We start from the raw sequence: 22,528 nt of genomic DNA, 5'->3' as shown, positions 1-22,528 counted from the left end.
GCCGGTTCCCCCTGCCGATGTGTATTCAGACTTTTTCTATCGGTGTCAGTACGGCATATCTCCCGCTCTGCTTATCAGCGCGCCTGCAACCATAAGCCCTTGATCTGGCTAATGTCTTAAACAGCTAACGCTTGCCGGAATCCGCATTTCCCTGCCTCTCTTTTCCGCCTATAGTCCTGATATCACTCCTTATTCAGGATATGCCCATGCGAAAGCTTGCTCCCATCGCCCTTGCTCTCTCCTGCCTGCTGTCGGGCATTCAGATCTCTCACGCTGCCACACCGTCAGATACATTGATTGTGGCGATCCCGCTGGATGGCATTATCAGCTTTGACCCGGCAGAAAGCTTCGAAACGGTCAGCAGCAGTAGCCTGGTGAATATCTATCAGGGACTGCTGGCGTCGGATCATAGCGATCCCCGGAAGCTGGTTCCGGCACTGGCAAGTTCGTGGCAACCCGGCAGCAGTGAACACAGCCTGTTGTTTACGCTGAAACCGGGAACGACCTTTGCCAGCGGCAATCCTGTTACCGCGGACGATGTCATCTATTCCTTCCGCCGCGTCGTGCAGCTGAATAAAACCCCGGCGTTTCTGTTTAGCGAGTTTGGCTGGACGCCGGACAATATCGACCAGCAGCTGATCCGACGCAGCGATAGCCAGGTCGAGCTTCGCTGGTCTTCCAACATTGGCCGTGATTTGGCGCTGCGTCTGCTGACCGCACCGGTTGGATCGGTTATCGACAGCAAGCTGGCAGAGCAGCATGCCGTTAACGGCGATTTTGGCAATGGCTGGCTGCGTACCCATTCTGCGGGCAGTGCAGGTTACAGTATCCGTAATTATGTGCCTCAGCAGGCGCTGGTTCTGGAGAAGAACCCCCACGCCGCTGAACAGCCTAAGCTTGAGCGCGTCATTCTGAAAAACGTTGCCGATCCGGGTTCACGCCGTCTGCTGCTGCAACAGGGCGATGCCGATGTGGCTTACGATTTAGGTGCCGATCAGTTTGCCGCACTGAAAAATCAGCCGGGCATAAAGGTCGAAAGTTTCCCTTCCAGCCTGGTTTATTACCTCGGCTTTAATACTCAAAACAAACAGCAAAGTGCGTTAGGCAATCCCGCTCTGTGGCAGGCAGCGCGTTGGCTGGTAGATTACAATGCTATCTCGAAAGATCTGCTGAAGGGGCAATATCAGGTTCATCAGACCATTCTGCCTCAGGGTTTTGATGGCGCGCTGGAAAACCAGCCGTTCCATTATGATTTGGCAAAAGCGAAGCAGATCCTGGCGCAAGGCGGCATCAAGCCGGGTACGCGTTTTTCAATGACAATCGCGAATCAGCCGCCGTATACCGACGTTGCGCAGGCGCTACAGGCCAGTTTTGCCAAAGCCGATATCACTATCGATATTCAGCCGGTAGCGGAGGCTGAACTGTGGGGAAAAATGCGTGGCCGTGACTTCCAGTCAATCTTTGTCTACTGGGGATCGGACTACGTCGATCCGAACAGTAACGCCAATGCCTTTGCGTACAACGTACCGGGCGGCCCGAAAACGCTGGCGTGGCGGGTGGGTTGGCAAGTGCCAGAATTGAGCAAGCAAACGCAGACGGCGGCAGCGGAAAGCGATGTGCAAAAGCGTATTGCGCAGTATCAACAGCTGCAAACCGAAATCCAGCAGAATTCGCCTTATGTCGTGACGCTTCAGGGACAAAAACTGGTGGGTTTACGCGATAACATCCAGGGCGCGCAACAGAATATTGGCGTCAGCATGCTGTATTACGATCGGGTGAGCAAGCGCTGAATCGCGCTGTCCGCATCCCGCAGGAGCAAAGCAAACTCCCCTCAAATATGACCTTTGAGGGGACGTTTTAACCGGCTGCTGGCCGCATTCAGGAAATAGCGGAGTCTGAAGCGTGCTTGTGTTTGTCAGCTTCGAAATGCGCTTTGAACTGCTCATAAATCGAGATCATATTTGCGGCATCGCCCTGCATCGGGCTAAGTTTTCCCGCGCGTACCAGTTCAATCACCAGCTGCAACGCAGCCTGTTTTGGGCTGCTGGCAGGATGAGAAATTTCAGATGTCATAACGGCTTCCGTAAATAGGGGTTAAAGGATAATTTTAACAACTTTCACCCTGCCCGCTATAACTTTTTCACCGCTCAGGTGCCCGCCTGTCTGCTTTATTTCGGCTGATGTTTCAGCCAGTTCTGCATGCGGTCGATTTCCGGCTGCTGCGCCTTAATAATCTCCGCTGCCAGCGCGCGCATCTCGGGATCTTTACCGTATTTCAGCTCGGTTTTCGCCATGTCGATCGCGCCCTGATGGTGGGCCGTCATGCCTTTGGCGAAAGCCCGGTCAGGATCGCTTTCCTGCATGCTCGTCATCATTTGATGATGCATTTTGTCCATTCCCGCCTGATAGCTTTGCTGCGCTGCTGACGCTGGCGCATGCCCGGCCATGGCCTCTTTACCGTCGGCATTAACCGCAGCAGAAAATATCAGGGTACAAATTAAAGCCGTCATTTTATGCATGATGTCTTCCTGTATCGGTGAACGAATGTTATCCACATTATCCTGCACCTTCCCGTAGGGGTAAGGTCAAGAGACCGATTGCTGATGACGCCAAAATGAATAATTATGCAAAACAAAGCAAACCTGTACAGTTAGAAATTAAACTTGTACAGAAAGTGAAAAGCGTCTACCTTTTTACGCTGTAACGTATTATGCACTTGCATGGCCTCAGGAAGTGATTGTGGGTTTCCCACTTCCCGAGGCTCTTTTTTAGACTGCGCACAAACCATAATGCATTTCTTGCATCAGACAGCCGCATGCCCCGACGCCGCTTCGTTGGGGAACCTGGAGAAAAACACATGCACAGCACTTTGACCAAGAGCAACCATGAACTGGCCGAGTATTTCCAGACTGAGATAAAAGAAGCCCATACTGAAGTTGAAATTCTTGGCTCCGTTGTCGTAGAAATCCTACACAGCGGCGCGCCGGTGACGAATAAAGCGATTATCAGCCGTTTGCTACAGCGACTGGAGACCTCCAGCGATGTGGTTTCTCTGGATATTCATCGCCATGCGCTGGAGCTTGTTGTGCATCAGACCGAAGATGATCCGGTTGCCTGACGGCATTTGACAGGCTGCCAAACGCCGCCTGTCAGCCCCTTTTAGCCCGCCTAAGGCAAATTGTTTTTTTTTGCCCTGTTACTGCATAGATAAGCTGGTACTAAAAGTGTTCCTTTTTTCTTTGCCTCCGGCAAAAAATGGGACTTAAGTCTCCAATAACATACTGTTTTTAAAGGTAACCCTTTAATAGCCCCCCGCCGTAATCTCATTCCAGCCTTATTCAGAATATGTTAACCGTGCTTTCCAGGCTTCTTCCTATATTTACTTCGCACGCTTGCAGCTAACTTAACCGACCGTTAACGTCATACTCTATAACTGGCAGTGCCTGATAAAAGCAGAGCCGACCCCTTTTTTAATTCTTAACGTCTGGCCGTATTTATTATGAATGGATTAAGTAAATTTATTACGCTGAGTATTCCAGCGATTTTTGCTGTTCTGCTACCCACAGTACAGGCTGAAACCGTCACCGTGTCGCTTTCGCAGGAACAGGATGGCGGATCGGCGGGTCGTGCCTGCATGTACATTCATCAGGGCAAAGCCGAATACCGTATTGTTAACGCTGCGGCTAGCTGTCCGGCTTCAGTAACGGTTGAAACGCACGCACGCCGCACCTAACCGGTGATAGCGCTTTTTTCTTGTTCGGAGATACGTCGACACGACGGAGTATGTTACCTTTAGCCCATTGGCTATAATCTGACTGCTCGCGTCCGATTGTGCTTCTTGACAAGGAGTTAGGGGTTGAAAACGATCAATATTAAGTTGCTGACGCTGTTGGCAACATTTCTCGTCATTTTATTGCACACTGCAGCAATACCTTTCAGCTATTTCCACGCTGCCTGGTCGGTATCGGTGATGTATGAAGCGTTAGGGCGCATCGCTTTTCCTCTGTTCCTGCTAATCGCGGGTTTTGTCTCACTCAACAAAAACGAATCGCTGCTCAGTACATTAAAAACCCGCGTGCTGGATTTGGTGATCCCGCTGGTTGTCTGGTCAGCTATCTACCTTGTTTATAACCAGCAGATCAACGGTAGCAGCGCTCCGGTTAGCCTGCTGGAACTGCTCAGTACGCCCGCCTATCCGCATCTATGGTTTGTCTACACCATGATCCTGCTCTATCTGGTGACGCCGTTACTGAACACCTTCATCCAGAACGGTAGCCAGCAACGAGTGAACTACACCCTGACGGTATGGTTTGTGCTCGCTTCGGTTTATATGCTGTTTGATAACGTAAAGGCTAACCTGCTGGAAGGCCAGGCACTGCCGGTGCCGAGCAATATTGATATGGTGGTTTATCTTTCGGGGTTTTATATCATTGGTGGCGTGGTCAGGCGCTTTGATATCAATCCAAAGGTCATCATCTCGGCCATTATTTTTATCCTTTCTGCGGTGTTAACCGCCGTTATGACCTACTCGCTTTCTATCAGTACCTTCGCCCCTAATCAGGTGTTTCTGTTCTACTCGGCACCGACGATTGTGGTTGTGTCCCTGGCCTGCTTCTTTATGCTGTTGAACGCCCCTTTCGCCTGGCGAGAGCATACCAACAATGCCATTCATTCGCTGTCGAGGTTAAGTATTGGGATTTTCTTTGTGCACCCTATTGTGCTCGAAACCCTGCTTAAGACGCTGCATATCGAGTTTGAAGGCTACTATTCTGCCCTGACTATCCCGCTGGTTGCGCTGGTTTGCTTTGCCATTTCCGCAGTGATTGTCTGGCTGTTACGCCAGGTCCGCTGGGTACGTCGCATTGCCCCCTAACGAAAACGGCCGCACCTGAAGGAGCGGCCGTTCTTCCGGAATGCTACCGGGCGCCACAGGCTTGTCAGGCTGAGGCAAATCTGTGTGGCTGATTGATTGCTTTACGTGCAATCCAGTAGAGCAAAATTCTCTCTTCATCGTTGTCCTGGTCTGCCATCGCTAACAGCTTCAGCGCCAGCGTGGCTTTATTGACCGGCTGTCCCGTTACGCTCAGGTCAACCACCGCTTTGCCTATGATGTTGCAGACTTCATCATCACTCGATGTTGGTAATTCAGTTTCAATGCTCATCGTCTCCTCCTGTAATGGGTGAATAATAAGCCTGGCAGACCCTTCAGAGATTGCCATCTCGAATTTTCCTGGTTACTTCTCAGCCTGGGGACGCTGGCAGCTGTAGACCCAGGCCGGCGGCAGGTTGCGCAGTACACGCGTGCGGTTCCAGACGAAATAGCTGGAGAGCAGTGGCTCAGAGAGGGAAGTATATTGAAACTGCACAAAGACGCCCCCCGGCGTAAGCCGCTGTGCGGCCCGTTCAAGAATGTCATGGCGAACAGATTGCGGTAGCGAGAGCAGCGGCAAACCGGAGAAAATCGCGTCGTATTCGCCGCTTAACGTTTCCGCCGACGCAGCAGAAATTTGCAGTCTTTTGTCGCCGATCGCCTGTAATTTCGAATGAAATCTGGGGTTTGTCTCGAAAGCCAGCAGTCCGGCATCCGGCCGCATACGCTGTAGCAGATGCCGGGTTAACACGCCGTCTCCGGCACCCAGCTCCGCGATCCGGGCACACTCGCTCCAGTCCACGGCATCAGACATCGTTTTGCACAATGACAGTGAAGATGGCGCAATAGTCCCGGTTTGCCGCGGATCGGAAAGAAATTCCTGCAGATAGTCTGTTTTATTTTTAATCCAGGAACACGCAGATAACAGCATAATTGGGCCTCTGGCGAAAATGTATTCTTATCAGGCCACAGATAGGTCAGGGAGTTCTTAAAAGCCTCCCGGTGAAAGGAAAACTAAGACTATTCGTATCAGGAAAAGGGGTTAACCGGCTCGTTGTTTATATCTGGTCATGCCTGTACACATTGACACACACTTAAGGCCGCTATAAAAAATTTTGGTTAAGTGAAAATCCGGCATTTATTTCGCCAATCAGTACCATCGTTTATTCTTAAAATGCGGCTGTAAATACACTTATAACTGGCACTTATTTACGCCCACGACAACCTGCTAAATAATTAAATCATTATTACCCTGGCGTTAAGAAAATTCTGCATTTTGACAGGTCGACTTCATATTTCTTGCCATTTAAAATTTTTCAACAGATTAAAACCAAATAAAACATGCCGTTAAACTCTATTAACTCGCGGACCTGTTTATCCATTTACTCACTGGAAAACAGAGAAAAGCCCCCTTTTCACGCTATTTTCAACTCGCCGCTTTGAAATTAAGCTCTGTGCAACAACACCTGTTTACTGCCCGAGGATAAATAATAATGAAAAAGATCACAGCACTTGTCCTGTTCCTGATGATGGCCGGCAGCAGCAGCGCCTGGGCGGCCCCCGCTGCCGGGGCCGCTGCGGGGAGCGAAGCGACAACGATGTCAGACGGCGATTCTAATGCCGTAGGCGTAGGCGCCGTTACCGCATTGCTCGGCGTCGCTTTAGCCACCATGGGCGGCGGCGGTGGCGATGATGGCTCCACCAGCACCACGACAACCACGACCACAACCTCGACAACCGCGCCATAATCGCTGTTGATTGCCTGATGGCCTTCCCTTAACGGAAGGCCATTTTTTTATGCGTACGCAACGGCCTGGCTTTTATCGACAGACACAGCAAAACCACCGCCGCCTCGCTCATCACCTATACTGGGTATTGATACAGAGCGTCAGAGGAGTGGGCAATGCTAATTGGATTCGTTTTACTGGTCAGCGCATGTGGTCATGATGCCTGTGACGCCCTGCCCGTTTCTGAACATATTTTCCCAACACAAACGGCCTGCCAACAGATGGCGGATCGCATTCATGAGCGTCGTCCCAATGCCGTGCTGATGTGCGGCGAAGTATGGCGACATGGCGGCAGTGAAACGACCAACGTCAATTAACGGGCAAATTTTATCCCCGACCTTCTACATCCTTGTACACATAACCTAAATTTTACTTTTATTACTGACAAAGTTAAATTAATTTATATTCACTATTTGTGAATATAAATTCAATGGAGGTCAAGATGTCAGTAACGCTTCCTGTCGAAAAGCAGTTCGCCGCCTATAACGCCCACGATCTGCCGGCCTTTATCGCCTGTTTCTCGGAAAACTTTACTGCATGGCGGATGCCAGCAGATTCTCCTTCGCTCACCGGAAAAACGGCTCTGGCTGAGTTTTACCGCGATCATCGATTTAATAATGCAAACCTGAGAGCGGAGCTGCTGTCGCGTACCGTACTGGGCAATCATGTATTCGATCATGAGGTGATCTATGGGTTACAGGCTGAACCCATAGAAAGTATTGCGGTGTTTGAGATAGCGGACGGGCTGATACAAACTGCGTGGTTTTATTTCGCCTGAGGCGGGCTACAAGCCCAGCTCGCTAAGCCCCGGATGATCGTCCGGGCGGCGGCCGAGCGGCCAGTGGAATTTACGGTCGGATGCCTGAATCGGCAGATCGTTAATGCAGGCGTAGCGATGCGCCATCAGTCCGTTATCATCGAATTCCCAGTTTTCGTTACCGTATGAGCGATACCAGTTTCCAGCCTCATCATGCCATTCATAGGCATAACGCACGGCAATACGCCGTCCGTCCACCGCCCAAAGCTCTTTGATTAGCCGGTAGTCCAGCTCCTTTTGCCATTTACGGCTGAGAAACGCTTCAGCTTCCTGTCGGTTAGAGACAAACTCAATCCGGTTACGCCAGCGAGTATCGATGGTATAAGCCTGCGCCACGTTGTGCGGATCGCGGCTGTTCCAGCCATCTTCTGCCAGACGAACCTTTTCCTTCGCGGTTTCATGGGTAAAAGGCGGCAACGGCGGACGATGTGGAGTCTGAGACATGATTTTCCCCCAGATTAGTTAGGCTCTTCGACGTTTTTCTTCTCATCAATGTAGCGAGTGACGGCCAGCAGACGGTTGATGTGGGTCAGCAACAGATCGACATCCGTTTGCAAAAATTGTTGCCCGGAAGAGGTGGCCGCAAGTACGGCATTTTGAATATTTTCCGAGATAGTGGACGCGCCCTCTTTTCCTGCCGTCAGCAGCAGCGCCGCGATGAGCAAAGACTGAGCTTCCACCTGTGCGGTCAGTTCCTTCGCATCGACTTCAACCTTAGCGATTTTCATTAAAATATCGATTACTAATTGCTTCATGGTTACTCCCCGGCGTGTAGTGCTTCTGAAATTACCTTAGGTCCGACAGCGAGTAAACAAAAAATGCGAAAAAGCCGCTTCATTGCCTCAATGCTGTTTAGGTATTAATCTTTAATTTTCATTAAGTTAAAATTTACAGATAGTCGGGATTATTGGCTATTAATCTGAAAAAAAGCGTTCGGCTGGCGAAGCGGGTAATTTCAACTAACTTTACTTTCTCAGTGCTTACGCAGACTGACGCAGCATGTTTTAAAACCAGGTGAAACCACTAAAAAAACGGAGAGCTAATCCGTCATGGATAAAAAATATTTTACTGAACGACTGAAGCGTTGGCCGCATCTGCACTTCAGCGAGGTGATTATTCGGGAATACCCCGGTACGCCTGCATGGAATAAAAAGTACGAAATTTACCTACAGGATCGGGCTCGCCTTTCCGCGCAGCTGTTTATTTGTACAACCCGAAACGATGAAAATCCTGAGCAGATCGCCGAACAATATCGACACTGGCTGGAGGAATACAATCAGATGACAGCCGATAACCCGCTGGTGGCGCAGGAAAATATGTCTCATCTGGCCAAACGGCTATGCCGGGCCTCTTCGACACGTTCTTCTGTATAGCGTGAGTAAAAAGCAGGACAGGTTCCTTCAGTCTCCCTGTCGCTCAAAAAATCAGACCAATGCCGGAAAGCGTTCCGGCATTATTTTTTGCGCTCATCCCGCTTGTTGCCTCGCCAGCCTGAAATTAAATTTTGTCATTTTCCTACCAAAATCGCTCGGGTAGATTAAATTTATAGTCATGTGATCTGCATCACATCACAACCACAATAATAACGTTTTAACAGGGAGTAACTTGTGACTGAGACATCAAGCAGCGGGACAAAGGCCGCGTCGGCAAAGGCGCCGACCTCGACCGAACCGCTGGTAAAAGTAATTGCCTTTATTGCGACACTTGGAGGCCTGCTGTTTGGCTATGATACCGGCGTGATTGCCGGCGCCTTACTGTTTATGAAGCACGATCTTCATCTGACCTCACTGACTACCGGCATGGTAACCAGCTTTCTGATTCTTGGCTCGGCGATCGGCGCTATCTTTGCGGGTCGTGTGGCCGATCGCTTTGGCCGTAAAAAAATCATTCTGGTAATGGCGCTGATCTTTATGGTTGGCTCGATCGGCTGTGCTACGGCGCCAAATGTGGAAATGATGATCTCGTTCCGCTTTATTCTTGGCCTGGCTGTTGGCGGTGCGGCAGCTATCGTTCCTATCTATATTGCCGAAATCGTTCCTGCGAATCGCCGCTGGCAGTTTGTTACCCTACAGGAGTTGATGATTGTTTCTGGCCAGCTGATTGCTTACACCAGCAACGCCGCAATCAATGAGGTCTGGGGTGGTGAAGCAACGTGGCGCTGGATGCTGGGCGTGGCCTGTGTCCCGGCGGTGATCCTGTGGGTCGGCATGCTGTTCCTGCCGGATACGCCGCGCTGGTACGCGATGCATGGCCGTTACAGCGATGCTCGTGACGTGCTGGAACGTACCCGCCACTCCCGAATGGTGGAAAAAGAACTGAGTGAAATTCGTAAATCCATGTCTTCTAAAAGCGAGAAAAATGCTCGCCGTAAGAAAACCATCTCTACCTGGATGAAACGTCTGGTTGCTCTCGGTATCGGCATTGCCATGCTGCAACAGCTTTCCGGTGTGAACACCATTATGTTTTATGCACCGACAATGTTGCAGGCAACGGGCCTTGGCACCAACGCTTCCCTGCTGGCCACCATTGCTAACGGCGTGATCTCGGTGATTATGACCTTCGTGGGGATTATGTTGCTCAGCCGTTTTGGCCGTCGTCCTCTGCTGCTGACCGGGCAAATTGGCTGCACCTGTACGCTGTTGGCGATTGGGCTGCTGACCTGGCTGATGCCGGAAACCGTTGATGGCCATCCTGACGTATTACGCAGCTATCTGGTGTTGGCCGGCATGTTGGTGTTCCTCTGCTTCCAGCAGGGCGCGCTTTCTCCTGTCACCTGGCTGCTGCTGTCCGAGATGTTCCCAATGCGTATTCGCGGCATGGCCAACGGGATTTCGGTGTTTGCCATGCAAATGACCAACTTCTCGATCGCCTTTATGTTCCCGATATTACTCGAGCATTTCGGCCTGACCATGACCTTCTTCGGTTTTGCCGCCATCGGTGTTGCCGGTGGTATCTTCGCGATTCTGTTTGCACCGGAGACGCAGGGCAAGACGCTGGAGCAGATTGAGAAGCACTTCAAAAAACATTTACAGGACGATCCAGCGCCGCAGACCGGCAGCTGATAATCGATTGCCACGGATGGCGATTTTCCCCGCTTTAATCATCGTCTCATAGAACAAAAGGAAACGAGCTGCCAGGCTTACCACTGGCAATTGAAGGAGATCGACGTGTTAAAATTTTTGTTTTCTCTTTTTTCCAGTCCTGAATCGCTGTTGCAGTTAATGAGCCAGCGCAATTTTGAAGAAACCATCGAAGAAGGCGAACGCATCATTATTGATGAAGATGGCATCGCTACGGTCAATATCGCCAGCGATGAAGTTCGCGAAGATTTCTCCCGTCACGTCCATACGCTAAAGAGGGCTTAAGATGGGTACCGCGATATTTATGGTGTTAATGGTCTGCGGTTACTGGTACACCAGCCGTGACCTCTCCACCCGTTTTAAAATCAAACGTTCATTTGGCTGGGACGTCTATTTTCTTGTCGCGCTCTATGGCTGTATCTTCGTTTTACAGGGCGTCATTGCCACAGGATTGATCTGGCTGGTTCTGTTTGGGCTCTCTTCCCTGCTTAACGCTTTGCCACAGCTCGCTGGCGGTCATCATCACGACTGGCAAATGGAGTTTATGAACTGGAGCTTTCTCGGCATCCAGGCGCCCGTTGTCGTCATGCTGACGTTTGCCGTCGCCTTCTGTATTTATCGCTCCAGCTGGTCTGGCAGCGCCCGCCTGAACAGCAGCGGACGTAAAAGACTCTACAAAAAACTTTCCCGCGCGAACGGCGTAGAAGGCTTGCTGTTTCAGTGTATGGAAGAAGGCGAGCTGGCGTGGGTAACGTTAAAATCCCGCCGCATTTATATTGGAATGATCCACACTGCCGCGTACGAGAATACCTCAACATCCAATATCGTCCTGATTCCTATGCTCAGCGGCTACCGTGACGGCGAGACGCTAAACCTGTGCATCGAGCATAATTACAGCAAATGGTACGCCGAGCATAATATTACGCTGGATTCAGAACCGAAATCCGCCATGGCATTTCGCAAGGTGATTTTACTGGATCAGATTGAAAGCCTGTCGCTGTTTGATGCGGCCAGTGCGAGCGCGCTGGCGCTGGAGTCAGATGAACCGAATGTTTATGTCGGTAATGCGTGATCGCCTGAGCCAGACAAAATATCACGCTCATGCAGCGGCAGTTATCCGGCAATCAGCGTCATCAGCCAGAAGCCCAAAAACGTCATTAACAGTGAGCCGATAACGTGGGTAAAGACGGAAACCATGGCCCAAAAGTAGTTCCCGGCCTGGAGCAGCGTTACGATCTCCAGTGAAAAGGTCGAGAAGGTTGTCATCCCACCGCATAAGCCCGTGGTGATTAACAGTTTCCATGCAGGATCGAGCTGCGGGTTGCGTAAAAACCAGCCCATCGCCGCACCAATAATAAAGCCGCCAACCAGATTCACAATCAGGGTGCCGGGCGGCAGATTGGGGAAAAGTGCGTTAAGGCGAACGGCCAGCAGCCAGCGAATAACGCAGCCAGCGGAACCGCCAACGATAACGGCGAACAGTGCTTTCATAGAGTCCTCTGGTTTAAACGAGGCAGGCAGTACAGGGATGCTGGCATCCTGACGGGCGGCCACCCTGTTTCGTGAAAAAGATGGCTGTATCAGGTGTCATCAGCGCCAGACTTACGGAGCGGTTGGGTAAGGTGGAACACCATCACCTTTGCGGGCAAAGCCTAATCATTGAAAGTGGCTTTTGCAAGCGTCACGCTTTTTTATTCTACCGACAACATTCAGGAGATGCTGTCAGCAAATGCGCCTTACTTCCACACTGCAACACGATTTACTGTTAGGACTATGTTGCCTGCCAGCCATTGCCGCCATCTATCTGGCGGGTTTTACGTTTAACCACGTTGCCGCCGCCAGCATTGCGGCCAGCGGCGCATTGACGCTGGCTTTTGGTGCGAACAAAACCTGGGGCGGCTCATCGTTTTCACTGCTGATCACCACCACGTTGGGCATCGCTTTCTCTTCCTGGATTGGCTGCCTGACGGGGAATAGTGTTCCGCTCTATATTGCAGGCGCAATGGTTTACGCGGGCGTGTACGTGATGATGACGAATGTTGATGCCAGCGCCTGGTGGATGTTATTGCAATGGTCAATCGCTTACCTGGTTTCTGGTTATTTTGCCGGCACCGTTGAACATGCTGCCGCGCGTGCTGCGCTCACCGGCAGTGGCGGTTTAGTGCAAATGTGCTTTCTCTATCTGGTTTTTCGACGCTACCCTTTCCAGCTGAAGGATTTTAAGCCTCATGCCTGGTTACGGTTTCTGCGCATCACCATGGGTAAATACAAACACAAAATACATCTGCAATGGTCAATCTTTTACGGGGTGTTAACCATGTGCCTGGCGTTAAGCACGGTGGAAATATTGCACGTGCAGAATGGTTATTGGGCGGGCATGACGTTGCTGATTTGCCTGCGTAATAATTATCGCGATTCGATTTCTCGCGTTCAGGCAAGGGTGTTGGGAACCTTAACAGGCAGTATTCTGGCAGCAATGCTAATCGACCTTTGCCACAGCCCGCTGTTTTTGGTGGGGGGATTCATATTATTTGGCTACATCGCGTTTAGCTTTTCCTACTCTTTGATCTCAAAGTCTTATTTTGTTTTCACCTTTTTTGTCACGCTAATGGTGGTCTTTATGATCTCGAGCCTCGGCGCTTCGCAATTGCAGGTAGCCACCCATCGGTTAGAGGCAACGGCAACGGGCGGGCTGTTTGCCCTTTTCGCCATTCTGATGACCCGCTTTTTTACCCGTCGGCAAATTCTCAGGTAGACCGGCCCGCAACGGCGAGCCGGACTGCTTAATGTTGCTCTTTTACTGAGGTTTCATCTTCTTCTTTCAGAAAAGATTCCAGAAAATTGCGCTGTGCTTCACTCAGTACCCAACCTTTTAAATACGGTTGTTCTTCCACAGCCTTTGTATTGATTACACCTTCTTCAAAGCTGTTCATCAGCTCATTCCTCCCGCTACAACCGCGGCGAAACATATCCAAACAGCGGCGCTCGCTGTCACCATTGTCATCCAGACTTTCCTTCTTGAGGACATGCTCATCTCCATTGACTCTCCTTATCAAAATAGATCCGCCGCAAATTATAGCACTTAGACAAATGTTTCATAAAAATTCATTTTTTAGAAACGATATATCGCCTTAAGGCCTTTCACTACGACGTATGACAATATTAAGACGTCTTGACGTCAATTGTTCGCTTTTGGGTAAACTGACAGCCCGGCATTGCGACGCTTGTAAAGTTAACTTCCTGAGAAGAATGCCGGTTTTCGGTATCCCCTGCCCTTTTAATAAACGGCAGGCGGAGGTATTTCTTTAAAAAAATACCTCAAATAAAGGGAAGGCAGGCGGTATGGCTTTAACCGTTTGTAGGGGGGTCTTCTTCGCTGTTCACCATTGTCGCCTGGATCTCATCTTCAGTGACGGTAGGATTCAGTGCCACAGCCAGCGGTGAGCTGCTCAGGCTGTCCGGGACCGCAACGTGAGGAATAGGCGTATCGATATTTTCCTGAACGACTTTATGCCGATGCCAGCTCATTGCGGCAATCGCCACGCCGCAAAGGGCAAAAAACAGGTACAGCATATTGCCTCCCAGCGGCTGCATGATGGCGCCCGTTGCCATCGGGCCAATACAGGCACCGATGCCGAAGGCCATTAGAAGGCAGGCCGTGAGAGACACGCGTCGCTCAGGCACCACGCTGTCGTTAGCCATCGCCACGATCAGCGGATAAAGCGAAAACTGCATCATGCTGGTAATAAAAGCCGCTACGGTGATCCACAGAAAATGAACATGCAAAGGCAGCGTCAGCGGTAAAGCTGCCAGCGCATAAAACAGGGCGATATAAAACAGCAGGCGCTGACGATCGATGCGATCGGAAAGCAGGCTGAGAGGAAACTGCGAGACCAGACCGGCGAAGATGGCAATGGCCATAAACAGCCCGGTTTGCCGCGTGCTGAATCCCAGCATACTGGTATAAACCGGTGCCATGCCATAAAAGGCACCCACGGCCATTCCGGTCGCCAGGGTAATAACGAGGATTTTAGGAATGGTACGGAAAAAGTAACCTAACTCCATCGGCGCTGGCGTCATGGGGTGTGCATTAGTGCGGGTCGTGAGGGCAATGGGTACCAGGCAAAGCGCAAAGCAGAGCGCCACAATCAACAGGCTGGTGAGGCCGGAATCGCTTTGTGCCATCAGGATTATTTGCCCTGAAGAGAGGCCCAGATAGGTTGCCACCATATAAAAACCGAATATCAGTCCGCGCTGTCCCGGCTCGGCCTGGTCATTCAGCCAGCTTTCCAACACCATGTACTGGCACATCATGCACAGCCCGATAACCATTCTGAGCAAAACCCAAACCGGAAGAAAATCGGTCAGGCCGTGCCCCAGAACCGAGGCGGTGATAATACCCGCGCAGGAAACATAGGCGCGGATATGGCCGACACGCGCGATCAAGTTATGCCCAACCTTGCCGCCAATCACCAGCCCAATATAGTTAGCCGCCGTAATACCGCCGATCAGCGCGCCGCTAACATGTTCATGAGCCAGCCGCAGTGAGACCCAGGTGGTTAGCAGGCCCGAGCCGAGCAGCATCAGTAGCGTGGTTGTGTACAGCGGTAAAAAAGTGCCGAGGACCTTTTTCATTACGGCTCCCTGTCGTTAACTGTCCGGTAAGCGTAAACCCAAGCCCTAAACAGTAGTCGCGAAGCCGTTCTCCATGCAAGCTGGCCGGGTAAAACAGGCGTTTATCCTGTCAAAGAAGAGACTTTTTCTTCATTTCGCTATCAGCAGATGAGCGTGGAGAGAGCAAAACTCTCTCCAGCCGGAACTATTTTCCCAAATCCCGCAGTTTACTGCCGCTCATCAGGTTTTTTTCAATATGCTCAAGCGTGACGTTTTTCGTCTCCGGCACCAGGAAAATCGTAATCACGATGAACAACAGATTAAAACCGGTATAGAGCCAGAAAGTCCCCGCAGCGCCAATACTTCCCAATAGCGTCAGGAACGTTGCGCCGATAATCATATTCGCGACCCAGTTAGTGGTGGTTGAACAGGTAATACCAAAATCACGACATTTCAGCGGCTGGATTTCAGAACAGAGGATCCAGACTACCGGCGCGGCGCTCATTGCATAGCCAGCGATACAGAGCATGGTCATTCCAACAGAAACCCAGGAGAGATTAGCGGTGACCGCGCCTTCGCCCGCTTTCATCAGGCAATACCCCAATACCAGCGTGGCGAACGCCATCACCGAAAAGCCGATTTTCAAAATGGGTTTACGGCCCGCCTTATCCACGGTAAAGACAGCGATAAACGTCGCAAGCATAAAGGTTAAGCCTACGACTACCGTCGCCATCATTTGTTCATGCGTACTCTGAAAACCGGCCATCTTAAAAATCTGCGGCGCGTAATACATGATGATGTTCATGCCGGTAAATTGCTGCATCGCCTGCAACAGCATGCCAAGAAAAACGGCCCGTCGAACGTTATCGTTTTTTCTGAACAGCGACAGCCCGCCCTGTTTCATCTTCAGGCTTTCACGGATTTCATTTAGCTCCTGTCTGGCTTTTTCAGAGGTATCGCGCAGCATCCGCAGGACCTCTTCCGCTTCGACATGCAGACCTTTTGCCGCCAGCCAGCGTGGGCTGTTAGGCAGAAATACCACCAGCACAAACAGAGCGATAGCGGGCAGCGCCAGAATGCCCAGCATGGCTCGCCAGTTGCCGCTGTAGCTGAACATCGTATCCGACAGGAATGCCAGCAGGATGCCGACGGTGATCATCAGTTGATACATGCTGATCATCTTGCCACGGATATTTTCTGTTGCCATTTCAGAGAGATAAAGCGGCGCTGTATAAGAAGCGATACCCACAGCAATGCCAAGCAGCACGCGAAAAGCCAGCAGCCATTCCAGGCTGGTCGACATCGCCGACCCCAGCGAACCGACGATAAACAGCATCGCGCCAATCATCAGGCTGTATTTACGCCCCAGCCGGTGGGAGACATAGCCGTTACAGATTGCTCCAATGGCAGCACCGAGCATCATGCTGCTGACCACCCACTCCTGCTGATGACTGTTCAGTAAAAAATGATCGGTGATAAAAGGCAGCGCCCCTGAAATCACGCCGATATCCAACCCAAAAAGTAACCCAGCCAGTCCGGCGGAAAACGCGATGAAAATGTTCATACGACGAACTTTTTGCTTATGAGACTGTGGCAAACTCAAGCTATTGTTAATATACGACATTTCACAACTCCGGTTTTTATCCCTGCATCTGTAACGCAACATACAGAATTCAGGGGGCAGGAAGTTATGTGAAACAGTCCATAGGTATGGAGAAACTGGCTACAGGGGGTAAAGTTGTGACGATCGTCTCATTGTGGCAGCCCGAGGATCGTCTCTGCCACCGACCAGTTATAGGTGACCAGCCGTAGTTTAATATTTCCTGAAACCGTACCGTATCGTGCCGTTTGCTGAGCAATAAAGAAATCCTGCACATAAGGCGGTAGCCGCCCGGCGTGATACCTTAAAAGCGTGCTGTGCCAAAACGCTGGCGGTTGGTCGGAGCCCGGATAGCGCTGTTTTAGCTGTTCTGCGAAGGAAGAGTGTTGCAAAGCGCGCCAGAAAGCCTGCCGCCGCTGTACGCTTTCGTCATCAGGATAGCCTGCCAGCAGCAGCTGATTGGGTAAAGCGACCAGCCTGAGTTCGTGAACGGTAAGAGGACGATCGCCGCAGTGTTGAGCAAACAGATGCTTTAATTCTGCCGTCTGCTCCGGCACGTTGTTATCGTCAAAGATGGCGGGCGTAATGGCGAGGAAAGTGAGGTGGAAGTGCCCTATTTGCATAACATCGGCGTTTGCGTCGCCAGCCGTTAAGGCTTGCAGCCTTTCCAGCACCTCGACAATCGACTGAGATAATCGCGGTTGAATGCCGGTCGCAATCGCTTTTAAGCTTTCCGGGTAGAATTCGCCCCGCAGAGGATTCTCTTTGCCCCGATCTTTTTGCCATAGCGCTAACGTTTCCTGCGAACGACGTGAATAGATGTCTGCTGGCCCTGTCGGATAACTCATCATCGTTTTTCCCCGAACAACGTAACTGAAAAATAAGTATTTATTAATTTTTCCAGTCAGTACAGCACACCGGCGTAACGATCCCGCTGCGCTGGCGGTTCAGGGAACGTTTTCAGAGATCTCCCATGCTCTGGCGTCACCGTAAAAAAACCGCCCCGGCAAAGCGCCCCATGATGGGCTCGCTTCACCGTGCGGTTGAACTATCAGATATTTTCCCGAGGCTCATCAGAATCGTCGTCTTCCTCATCTACATCATCGTCATCCACTTCATCATCTTCTGAAAGATCGTCGGTATCTTCATCGTCTAAAGGATCTTCATCTTCAAGAGGATCGACCACTTCGTCAGTACCTTCTGGCAGATCCTCATCATCCTCATGAGCAGGGTATTCGGCATCATCAGGAACTGGCTCTACGTAATCAGGACGTTCAGACATACTCACCTCCGTTAGCCCGTATGGGTAACTTAACTATAGGAGTTGCCATGCGCACGCAGACGCGTTACGTCACATTTATTGGAAATAAAATACCGCCGTGGAATGTGACTTTTTTCCGCCCTGCTCTACCGTTTTTATTATGTCGACAGGACGCATTTGTAAATGCGTTAATGACAACCGATGGACAAACATACCCGATGTGTCAGCCTGGCTGGCGAACTTTTTTGACTGCGGGTAAATTTTTTCTCCCACAGGGGGAGGCCTGCCGTCAGGCTGCTCAAAACAGTTAACCATTCAAAATATTATGCGGCCAGAAACTTCACTATTTCTAACCAATTTAATGGCTTTATTACGGCGGTTATACGGTGCCGACAGCGCACGTTAATTAAATAACCCCTTCACGCCTGCCAGCTAATTTTCTTATGGCAAACCGCAAACATCATACTTTTTTATTCATTAGTTTGATTCATTGCAGCATGCCGCATTTTAGCGTAATCGCCTGCGCCAGACCCGACTATGATTAAGGTTCAAAAAACCATAACAACGTTGCGGTAAGCATTTTTCCATTCACTTTGATCATACTGGAGGCCTGGCATGAGCAACCAAGGCGATAACGCGGAAGACAGACGTCCTGACGACGAAAAAAGAAAAGAAAACCGGGGGCGTTATATAAAAGATTATACACGGAAAGATTTTAATCTGTCACGTCGAAGTTTAATTAAAGCCGGCGCCGCCACAGCAGCAACAGCGGCAGTATCGCCGGGTGTGGCGTTAGGCGCAGGAGAACTGCCCGTGACGCCAGCGCCAGAAATGCTGCCGCTTACGCTAAAAGTCAACGGCGAAACCCGTCAGCTTGAGGTCGATACGCGAACCACGCTGCTGGATGCGTTGCGCGAAAATCTGCATCTCACCGGCACAAAAAAAGGGTGTGACCACGGCCAGTGCGGTGCCTGCACCGTTATTGTCGATGGCCGAAGACTCAATTCTTGCCTGACGCTGGCGGTAATGCATCAGGATGCGGACGTCACCACCATTGAAGGACTGGGAACCACTGACAAACTGCATCCGATGCAGGCCGCGTTTATTAAACACGATGGCTACCAGTGCGGCTACTGTACGCCAGGGCAAATCTGCTCCTCCGTCGCGGTTTTGCAGGAAATTGCTTCAGGTATCCCAAGCCATGTCACTCTCGATCTGGTTTCTCAACCCGAAGTGACGGCCAATGAAATACGCGAGCGAATGAGCGGCAACATCTGTCGCTGCGGCGCTTACTCCAACATTCTTGCCGCGATTGAAGATGTCGCCGGGGGCCATGAATCATGAAGGCTTTTACTTTTGAGCGTGTGAAAACGCCTGCCGAAGCGGCCGCAAGCGCTCAGCGAGTGCCTGGCGCCAAGTTCATTGCGGGCGGGACAAACCTGCTTGACCTGATGAAGCTTGAAATCGAAACGCCAACGCATCTGATCGACGTTAACGGTCTGGCCCTCGATAAGATTGAGCCGACTGCTGAAGGCGGCTTACGAATTGGCGCGCTGGTGCGCAATACCGATCTGGCCGCTGACGCGCGGGTACGCCAGCAGTATGCGGTGCTTTCACGGGCGCTGCTGGCGGGGGCATCCGGCCAGTTACGCAACCAGGCCACCACTGCCGGTAATCTTCTTCAGCGTACGCGCTGCCCTTATTTTTACGATACGAATCAGCCCTGCAATAAACGTTTGCCCGGTAGCGGCTGTGCCGCCCTGAAGGGCTTCAGCCGTCAGCATGCGGTGGTGGGTGCAAGCGAAGCCTGCATTGCCACGCATCCCAGTGATATGGCCGTTGCGATGCGGCTGCTGGATGCGGTGATAGAGACGGTCAGCCCGGACGGCAGCGAGCGCAAAATTCCCGTTGCCGATTTTTATCGTGCGCCGGGAAATACGCCTCATCTGGAAACCGTGCTGAAGCCAGGCGAGCTGATTACCGCCGTCACCCTACCCTCCCCGCTCGGCGGCACCCATATTTATCGCAAAGTCCGCGATCGTGCTTCCTACGCTTTTGCGCTGGTGTCGGTTGCCGCCATTGTGCAGTCAGACGGTAGCGGCCGGGTTGCGCTGGGCGGCGTGGCGCATAAACCCTGGCGGCTTGAAGCGGCTGATGCCCAGCTGATACACGGCGTTCAACCGGTTTATCAACGGCTGTTTGCCGACGCGCAACCCACTCATGAAAACGAGTTTAAATTGATCCTGGCGAAGCGCACGCTCGCCTCAACGCTGACCGAAGCGAGGGCATAAAGCCATGAAATTTGATCAACCCGCACAGGATAATCCCATCGATCAGCTGAAGGTTGTCGGCCATCCGCATGACCGAATCGACGGCCCGCTGAAAACCACGGGAGCCGCGCATTACGCCTATGAGTGGCATGATGTCGCGCCGAATGCTGCCTATGGCTATGTGGTGGGCTCGCCGGTTGCCAAAGGGCGTATTACCTCAATTGACGTACTTGCCGCTAAAAATGCCCCCGGCGTATTAGCCGTTGTTACAGCCGCCAATGCCGGTCCGCTCGGCAAGGGTGAGAAAAACACGGCTAAACTGCTGGGCGGACCGGAAATCGAGCATTACCACCAGGCGCTGGCCGTCGTCGTGGCGGAAACGTTTGAACAGGCCCGGGCAGCGGCAAAGCTGGTAGAGGTTCACTATAACCGCGAGCACGGCGCTTACAATCTGGCTGAGCAAAAATCCACGGCCAAAGCGCCGGAAAGCGAGCCAGACAAAACAACCGGCGACTTTGAGCGTGCGTTTTCAGCCGCTGAAGTCAAACTCGATGCCACCTACACCACGCCCGATCAGAGTCATATGGCAATGGAACCGCATGCCTCAATGGCGGTTTGGGAAGGGGATAAGCTTACGCTCTGGACCTCCAACCAGATGATTGACTGGTGTCGAACCGATCTGGCCAAAACGCTCAAGCTGCCGCCAGAAAACGTACGCGTGCGCTCGCCCTATATCGGTGGCGGATTTGGTGGGAAGCTGTTCCTGCGCAGCGACGCCGTACTGGCAGCCCTTGCTGCCCGGGCGGTGAGGCGCCCGGTTAAGGTGATGCTGCCCAGACCTTTTATTCCTAATAACACCACCCACCGCCCGGCGACTATTCAGCACGTGCGCATCGGCACCGATCGGGCCGGACATATTACCGCCATCGCTCATGAAAGCTGGTCCGGTAATCTGCCGGAAGGTCAGCCGGAGACGGCGGTTCAGCAGACTCAGCTCCTTTACGCAGGGGCTAACCGGTTTACCGGATTGCGGCTGGCAGAGCTCGATCTGCCGGAAGGCAATGCCATGCGCGCGCCCGGCGAAGCGCCTGGGCTAATGGTTCTGGAAATCGCCATTGATGAGATGGCCGAGAAAGCGGGCCTGGATCCGGTCGAGTTCCGCATCCTCAATGACACCCAGGTCGATCCCGCCAATCCGGAGCGCCCTTTCTCGCGCCGCCAGCTGGTGGAGTGCCTGCGCACCGGTGCAGAGCATTTTGGCTGGAGCCGTCGTAACGCCAAACCTGCCCAGGTAAAAGACGGCCGCTGGCTGGTAGGAATGGGCGTGGCGGCCGGCTTTCGTAACAATCTGGTGATGAAGTCCGGCGCTCGCGTCCATCTGGACGCTGCGGGCGTGGTGACGGTCGAAACGGATATGACCGATATCGGCACGGGCAGCTATACGATTCTGGCGCAAACGGCAGCCGAAATGATGGGCGTGCCGCTGGAAAACGTCGTGGTGCGGCTGGGAGATTCTGACTTTCCGGTTTCCGCCGGTTCAGGCGGGCAATGGGGAGCGAACAGCTCGACGGCGGGTGTTTATGCCGCCTGCGTCAGCCTGCGTGAAGCGGTGGCGAAAAAGCTGGGTTTCGATCCGGCTAAGGCAACGTTTGCCGACGGGAAAATTCAGGCAGGCGATCGCAGCGCTGCTCTTACTGATGCCACCTCAGAGGGAACGTTAACCGCCGAGGATGCTATCGAATTTGGCGATCTGGCGGAAAAATTCCAGCAGTCCACCTTCGCCGGGCATTTTGTTGAGGTGGGCGTGGACATCGCGACCGGAGAAGTGCGCGTTCGCCGCATGCTGGCAGTATGTGCGGCAGGTCGAATACTCAATCCCAAAACGGCCCGCAGCCAGGTGATTGGCGCGATGACGATGGGGCTGGGCGGTGCGCTGATGGAAGAACTGGCCGTTGATACGCGGCTGGGGTACTTCGTTAACCACGATATGGCGGGTTATGAAGTGCCGGTGCATGCCGATATCCCTGAGCAGGAGGTGATTTTTCTGGAGGATACCGATCCAGTTTCGTCACCGATGAAAGCAAAAGGCGTAGGCGAGCTGGGCCTGTGTGGCGTTAGCGCGGCTATTGCTAACGCTATTTATAACGCAACGGGCGTTCGGGTGCGGGACTATCCCATCACGCTCGATAAACTGCTGAAAGCCTTGCCTGAACTGGTTTAACCCCGGCA

At 52.0% G+C, this 22,528-nt stretch carries 27 protein-coding genes and 1 riboswitch; of the genes, 15 read left to right on the top strand and 12 right to left on the bottom strand.

The features are described from left to right. Positions 1 to 206: 206 nt before the first annotated feature. Positions 207 to 1,790, top strand: a complete 1,584-nt coding sequence (locus AAGQ96_RS04890) for an ABC transporter substrate-binding protein (RefSeq protein WP_342754984.1) — start codon at positions 207 to 209, stop codon at positions 1,788 to 1,790. Positions 1,791 to 1,878: 88 nt separating this feature from the next. Here AAGQ96_RS04890 and AAGQ96_RS04885 read toward each other — a convergent pair whose 3' ends face one another. Together AAGQ96_RS04885 and AAGQ96_RS04880 are read right to left on the bottom strand one after the other, a co-directional pair. Continuing rightward, the gene (locus tag AAGQ96_RS04885) at positions 1,879 to 2,073 is read right to left on the bottom strand and encodes a hypothetical protein (protein ID WP_147195646.1); all 195 of its coding nucleotides are present in this window, start codon (positions 2,071 to 2,073) and stop codon (positions 1,879 to 1,881) included. A gap of 95 nt (positions 2,074 to 2,168) precedes the next feature. Next, entirely contained in the window at positions 2,169 to 2,519 is a 351-nt protein-coding gene (locus AAGQ96_RS04880; protein WP_342754983.1) for a DUF305 domain-containing protein, read from the bottom strand. A 338-nt stretch (positions 2,520 to 2,857) separates the two neighbouring features. Here AAGQ96_RS04880 and AAGQ96_RS04875 point away from each other — a divergent pair, with 338 nt between their 5' ends. The 3 genes from AAGQ96_RS04875 (at position 2,858) to AAGQ96_RS04865 (ending at position 4,873) form a co-directional block, all read left to right on the top strand. Further along, complete coding sequence (locus tag AAGQ96_RS04875; RefSeq protein WP_147195643.1) at positions 2,858 to 3,118, top strand: biofilm/acid-resistance regulator YmgB/AriR; 261 nt, start codon at positions 2,858 to 2,860, stop codon at positions 3,116 to 3,118. A 381-nt stretch (positions 3,119 to 3,499) separates the two neighbouring features. Next, positions 3,500 to 3,733, top strand: coding sequence for a hypothetical protein (locus tag AAGQ96_RS04870; RefSeq protein ID WP_147195641.1), 234 nt, complete (start codon positions 3,500 to 3,502; stop codon positions 3,731 to 3,733). A gap of 123 nt (positions 3,734 to 3,856) precedes the next feature. After that, a complete protein-coding gene (locus AAGQ96_RS04865) occupies positions 3,857 to 4,873 on the top strand; it encodes an acyltransferase family protein (protein WP_254446306.1) in 1,017 nt (338 codons plus the stop codon). A gap of 64 nt (positions 4,874 to 4,937) precedes the next feature. Here the strand turns inward: AAGQ96_RS04865 and AAGQ96_RS04860 are convergent, their stop codons facing one another. Next, the gene (locus tag AAGQ96_RS04860) at positions 4,938 to 5,162 is read right to left on the bottom strand and encodes a hypothetical protein (protein ID WP_147195639.1); all 225 of its coding nucleotides are present in this window, start codon (positions 5,160 to 5,162) and stop codon (positions 4,938 to 4,940) included. A 72-nt stretch (positions 5,163 to 5,234) separates the two neighbouring features. Continuing rightward, positions 5,235 to 5,801: a methyltransferase domain-containing protein gene (locus AAGQ96_RS04855; protein ID WP_174822351.1), complete on the bottom strand. Its 567-nt coding sequence runs from the start codon at positions 5,799 to 5,801 to the stop codon at positions 5,235 to 5,237. Positions 5,802 to 6,363: 562 nt separating this feature from the next. Here AAGQ96_RS04855 and yjbE point away from each other — a divergent pair. The 3 genes from yjbE (at position 6,364) to AAGQ96_RS04840 (ending at position 7,435) form a co-directional block, all read left to right on the top strand. Further along, positions 6,364 to 6,618 (top strand): exopolysaccharide production protein YjbE, encoded by a 255-nt coding sequence (gene yjbE / locus AAGQ96_RS04850; protein WP_147195637.1) that lies wholly within the window; start codon positions 6,364 to 6,366, stop codon positions 6,616 to 6,618. Between the two features lie 155 nt (positions 6,619 to 6,773). Beyond that, positions 6,774 to 6,974 (top strand): hypothetical protein, encoded by a 201-nt coding sequence (locus AAGQ96_RS04845; RefSeq protein WP_342754982.1) that lies wholly within the window; start codon positions 6,774 to 6,776, stop codon positions 6,972 to 6,974. 125 nt (positions 6,975 to 7,099) lie between these two features. After that, complete coding sequence (locus tag AAGQ96_RS04840) at positions 7,100 to 7,435, top strand: nuclear transport factor 2 family protein (RefSeq protein ID WP_342754981.1); 336 nt, start codon at positions 7,100 to 7,102, stop codon at positions 7,433 to 7,435. A gap of 6 nt (positions 7,436 to 7,441) precedes the next feature. On the opposite strand, the gene AAGQ96_RS04835 is transcribed toward AAGQ96_RS04840, so the two are convergent. Further along, positions 7,442 to 7,918 (bottom strand): nuclear transport factor 2 family protein, encoded by a 477-nt coding sequence (locus AAGQ96_RS04835; RefSeq protein ID WP_342754980.1) that lies wholly within the window; start codon positions 7,916 to 7,918, stop codon positions 7,442 to 7,444. 14 nt (positions 7,919 to 7,932) lie between these two features. Then, positions 7,933 to 8,229 (bottom strand): anti-adapter protein IraP, encoded by a 297-nt coding sequence (gene iraP / locus AAGQ96_RS04830; RefSeq protein WP_147195629.1) that lies wholly within the window; start codon positions 8,227 to 8,229, stop codon positions 7,933 to 7,935. Positions 8,230 to 8,523: 294 nt separating this feature from the next. Here iraP and AAGQ96_RS04825 point away from each other — a divergent pair, with 294 nt between their 5' ends. The 4 genes from AAGQ96_RS04825 (at position 8,524) to AAGQ96_RS04810 (ending at position 11,626) form a co-directional block, all read left to right on the top strand. Next, on the top strand, positions 8,524 to 8,847 hold the full coding sequence (locus AAGQ96_RS04825) for a hypothetical protein (RefSeq protein ID WP_147195627.1): 324 nt from the start codon (positions 8,524 to 8,526) through the stop codon (positions 8,845 to 8,847). A gap of 234 nt (positions 8,848 to 9,081) precedes the next feature. Continuing rightward, positions 9,082 to 10,536, top strand: coding sequence for a sugar porter family MFS transporter (locus tag AAGQ96_RS04820; protein ID WP_147195625.1), 1,455 nt, complete (start codon positions 9,082 to 9,084; stop codon positions 10,534 to 10,536). Between the two features lie 105 nt (positions 10,537 to 10,641). Next, positions 10,642 to 10,839, top strand: coding sequence for a hypothetical protein (locus tag AAGQ96_RS04815; protein WP_147195623.1), 198 nt, complete (start codon positions 10,642 to 10,644; stop codon positions 10,837 to 10,839). 1 nt (position 10,840) lies between these two features. Beyond that, on the top strand, positions 10,841 to 11,626 hold the full coding sequence (locus AAGQ96_RS04810) for a hypothetical protein (RefSeq protein ID WP_147195621.1): 786 nt from the start codon (positions 10,841 to 10,843) through the stop codon (positions 11,624 to 11,626). 41 nt (positions 11,627 to 11,667) lie between these two features. On the opposite strand, the gene crcB is transcribed toward AAGQ96_RS04810, so the two are convergent. Continuing rightward, positions 11,668 to 12,045 (bottom strand): fluoride efflux transporter CrcB, encoded by a 378-nt coding sequence (gene crcB / locus AAGQ96_RS04805; protein ID WP_147195619.1) that lies wholly within the window; start codon positions 12,043 to 12,045, stop codon positions 11,668 to 11,670. An 83-nt stretch (positions 12,046 to 12,128) separates the two neighbouring features. Beyond that, positions 12,129 to 12,201, bottom strand: a riboswitch (Fluoride riboswitch). Positions 12,202 to 12,283: 82 nt separating this feature from the next. On the opposite strand from crcB, the gene AAGQ96_RS04800 reads away from it, so the two are divergent. Continuing rightward, positions 12,284 to 13,309 carry an FUSC family protein gene (locus tag AAGQ96_RS04800; RefSeq protein ID WP_342754979.1) on the top strand — a complete coding sequence of 342 codons (1,026 nt, stop codon included), beginning with the start codon at positions 12,284 to 12,286 and terminating at the stop codon, positions 13,307 to 13,309. Between the two features lie 28 nt (positions 13,310 to 13,337). Here AAGQ96_RS04800 and AAGQ96_RS04795 read toward each other — a convergent pair whose 3' ends face one another. The 5 genes from AAGQ96_RS04795 to AAGQ96_RS04775 all read right to left on the bottom strand — a co-directional run bounded on the left by AAGQ96_RS04795 (position 13,338) and on the right by AAGQ96_RS04775 (position 18,050). Next, the gene (locus AAGQ96_RS04795; protein ID WP_168199593.1) at positions 13,338 to 13,487 is read right to left on the bottom strand and encodes a hypothetical protein; all 150 of its coding nucleotides are present in this window, start codon (positions 13,485 to 13,487) and stop codon (positions 13,338 to 13,340) included. A gap of 415 nt (positions 13,488 to 13,902) precedes the next feature. Next, positions 13,903 to 15,189 carry an MFS transporter gene (locus tag AAGQ96_RS04790; protein WP_342754978.1) on the bottom strand — a complete coding sequence of 429 codons (1,287 nt, stop codon included), beginning with the start codon at positions 15,187 to 15,189 and terminating at the stop codon, positions 13,903 to 13,905. A gap of 184 nt (positions 15,190 to 15,373) precedes the next feature. After that, entirely contained in the window at positions 15,374 to 16,792 is a 1,419-nt protein-coding gene (locus AAGQ96_RS04785) for a sugar porter family MFS transporter (protein ID WP_147195613.1), read from the bottom strand. A 128-nt stretch (positions 16,793 to 16,920) separates the two neighbouring features. Continuing rightward, positions 16,921 to 17,619, bottom strand: a complete 699-nt coding sequence (locus AAGQ96_RS04780; protein ID WP_342754977.1) for a hypothetical protein — start codon at positions 17,617 to 17,619, stop codon at positions 16,921 to 16,923. 200 nt (positions 17,620 to 17,819) lie between these two features. Continuing rightward, a complete protein-coding gene (locus AAGQ96_RS04775) occupies positions 17,820 to 18,050 on the bottom strand; it encodes a hypothetical protein (protein ID WP_168199592.1) in 231 nt (76 codons plus the stop codon). A 594-nt stretch (positions 18,051 to 18,644) separates the two neighbouring features. Between AAGQ96_RS04775 and paoA the strand changes: the two genes are divergently transcribed. From paoA to paoC, 3 genes are read left to right on the top strand one after another with little or no spacing between them, the layout of a single operon-like run. After that, the gene (gene paoA / locus AAGQ96_RS04770) at positions 18,645 to 19,373 is read left to right on the top strand and encodes an aldehyde dehydrogenase iron-sulfur subunit PaoA (protein ID WP_147195609.1); all 729 of its coding nucleotides are present in this window, start codon (positions 18,645 to 18,647) and stop codon (positions 19,371 to 19,373) included. After that, a complete protein-coding gene (locus AAGQ96_RS04765; protein WP_147195607.1) occupies positions 19,370 to 20,320 on the top strand; it encodes a xanthine dehydrogenase family protein subunit M in 951 nt (316 codons plus the stop codon). The genes paoA and AAGQ96_RS04765 overlap by 4 nt, the downstream gene beginning before the upstream one ends. A gap of 4 nt (positions 20,321 to 20,324) precedes the next feature. Continuing rightward, entirely contained in the window at positions 20,325 to 22,520 is a 2,196-nt protein-coding gene (paoC, locus tag AAGQ96_RS04760) for an aldehyde oxidoreductase molybdenum-binding subunit PaoC (RefSeq protein ID WP_342754976.1), read from the top strand. The last annotated feature ends 8 nt before the right edge of the window (positions 22,521 to 22,528 follow it).

The sequence above is a fragment of the Pantoea sp. MBD-2R genome, from assembly GCF_039134845.1.
In the GTDB taxonomy this organism is placed as follows: Bacteria; Pseudomonadota; Gammaproteobacteria; order Enterobacterales; family Enterobacteriaceae; genus Erwinia.
This window is presented reverse-complemented; position numbering and strand designations above follow the sequence as displayed.

Excerpts from the sequence above, each read along its gene's own strand:
- AAGQ96_RS04890 (WP_342754984.1), top strand. The coding sequence starts at position 207 with ATGCGAAAGCTTGCTCCCATCGCCCTTGCTCTCTCCTGCCTGCTGTCG.
- AAGQ96_RS04885 (WP_147195646.1), bottom strand. The coding sequence starts at position 2,073 with ATGACATCTGAAATTTCTCATCCTGCCAGCAGCCCAAAACAGGCTGCG.
- AAGQ96_RS04880 (WP_342754983.1), bottom strand. The coding sequence starts at position 2,519 with ATGCATAAAATGACGGCTTTAATTTGTACCCTGATATTTTCTGCTGCG.
- AAGQ96_RS04875 (WP_147195643.1), top strand. The coding sequence starts at position 2,858 with ATGCACAGCACTTTGACCAAGAGCAACCATGAACTGGCCGAGTATTTC.
- AAGQ96_RS04870 (WP_147195641.1), top strand. The coding sequence starts at position 3,500 with ATGAATGGATTAAGTAAATTTATTACGCTGAGTATTCCAGCGATTTTT.
- AAGQ96_RS04860 (WP_147195639.1), bottom strand. The coding sequence starts at position 5,162 with ATGAGCATTGAAACTGAATTACCAACATCGAGTGATGATGAAGTCTGC.
- AAGQ96_RS04855 (WP_174822351.1), bottom strand. The coding sequence starts at position 5,801 with ATGCTGTTATCTGCGTGTTCCTGGATTAAAAATAAAACAGACTATCTG.
- yjbE (WP_147195637.1), top strand. The coding sequence starts at position 6,364 with ATGAAAAAGATCACAGCACTTGTCCTGTTCCTGATGATGGCCGGCAGC.
- AAGQ96_RS04845 (WP_342754982.1), top strand. The coding sequence starts at position 6,774 with ATGCTAATTGGATTCGTTTTACTGGTCAGCGCATGTGGTCATGATGCC.
- AAGQ96_RS04840 (WP_342754981.1), top strand. The coding sequence starts at position 7,100 with ATGTCAGTAACGCTTCCTGTCGAAAAGCAGTTCGCCGCCTATAACGCC.
- AAGQ96_RS04835 (WP_342754980.1), bottom strand. The coding sequence starts at position 7,918 with ATGTCTCAGACTCCACATCGTCCGCCGTTGCCGCCTTTTACCCATGAA.
- iraP (WP_147195629.1), bottom strand. The coding sequence starts at position 8,229 with ATGAAGCAATTAGTAATCGATATTTTAATGAAAATCGCTAAGGTTGAA.
- AAGQ96_RS04825 (WP_147195627.1), top strand. The coding sequence starts at position 8,524 with ATGGATAAAAAATATTTTACTGAACGACTGAAGCGTTGGCCGCATCTG.
- AAGQ96_RS04810 (WP_147195621.1), top strand. The coding sequence starts at position 10,841 with ATGGGTACCGCGATATTTATGGTGTTAATGGTCTGCGGTTACTGGTAC.
- crcB (WP_147195619.1), bottom strand. The coding sequence starts at position 12,045 with ATGAAAGCACTGTTCGCCGTTATCGTTGGCGGTTCCGCTGGCTGCGTT.
- AAGQ96_RS04800 (WP_342754979.1), top strand. The coding sequence starts at position 12,284 with ATGCGCCTTACTTCCACACTGCAACACGATTTACTGTTAGGACTATGT.
- AAGQ96_RS04795 (WP_168199593.1), bottom strand. The coding sequence starts at position 13,487 with ATGAACAGCTTTGAAGAAGGTGTAATCAATACAAAGGCTGTGGAAGAA.
- AAGQ96_RS04790 (WP_342754978.1), bottom strand. The coding sequence starts at position 15,189 with ATGAAAAAGGTCCTCGGCACTTTTTTACCGCTGTACACAACCACGCTA.
- AAGQ96_RS04785 (WP_147195613.1), bottom strand. The coding sequence starts at position 16,792 with ATGTCGTATATTAACAATAGCTTGAGTTTGCCACAGTCTCATAAGCAA.
- AAGQ96_RS04780 (WP_342754977.1), bottom strand. The coding sequence starts at position 17,619 with ATGATGAGTTATCCGACAGGGCCAGCAGACATCTATTCACGTCGTTCG.
- AAGQ96_RS04775 (WP_168199592.1), bottom strand. The coding sequence starts at position 18,050 with ATGTCTGAACGTCCTGATTACGTAGAGCCAGTTCCTGATGATGCCGAA.
- paoA (WP_147195609.1), top strand. The coding sequence starts at position 18,645 with ATGAGCAACCAAGGCGATAACGCGGAAGACAGACGTCCTGACGACGAA.
- AAGQ96_RS04765 (WP_147195607.1), top strand. The coding sequence starts at position 19,370 with ATGAAGGCTTTTACTTTTGAGCGTGTGAAAACGCCTGCCGAAGCGGCC.
- paoC (WP_342754976.1), top strand. The coding sequence starts at position 20,325 with ATGAAATTTGATCAACCCGCACAGGATAATCCCATCGATCAGCTGAAG.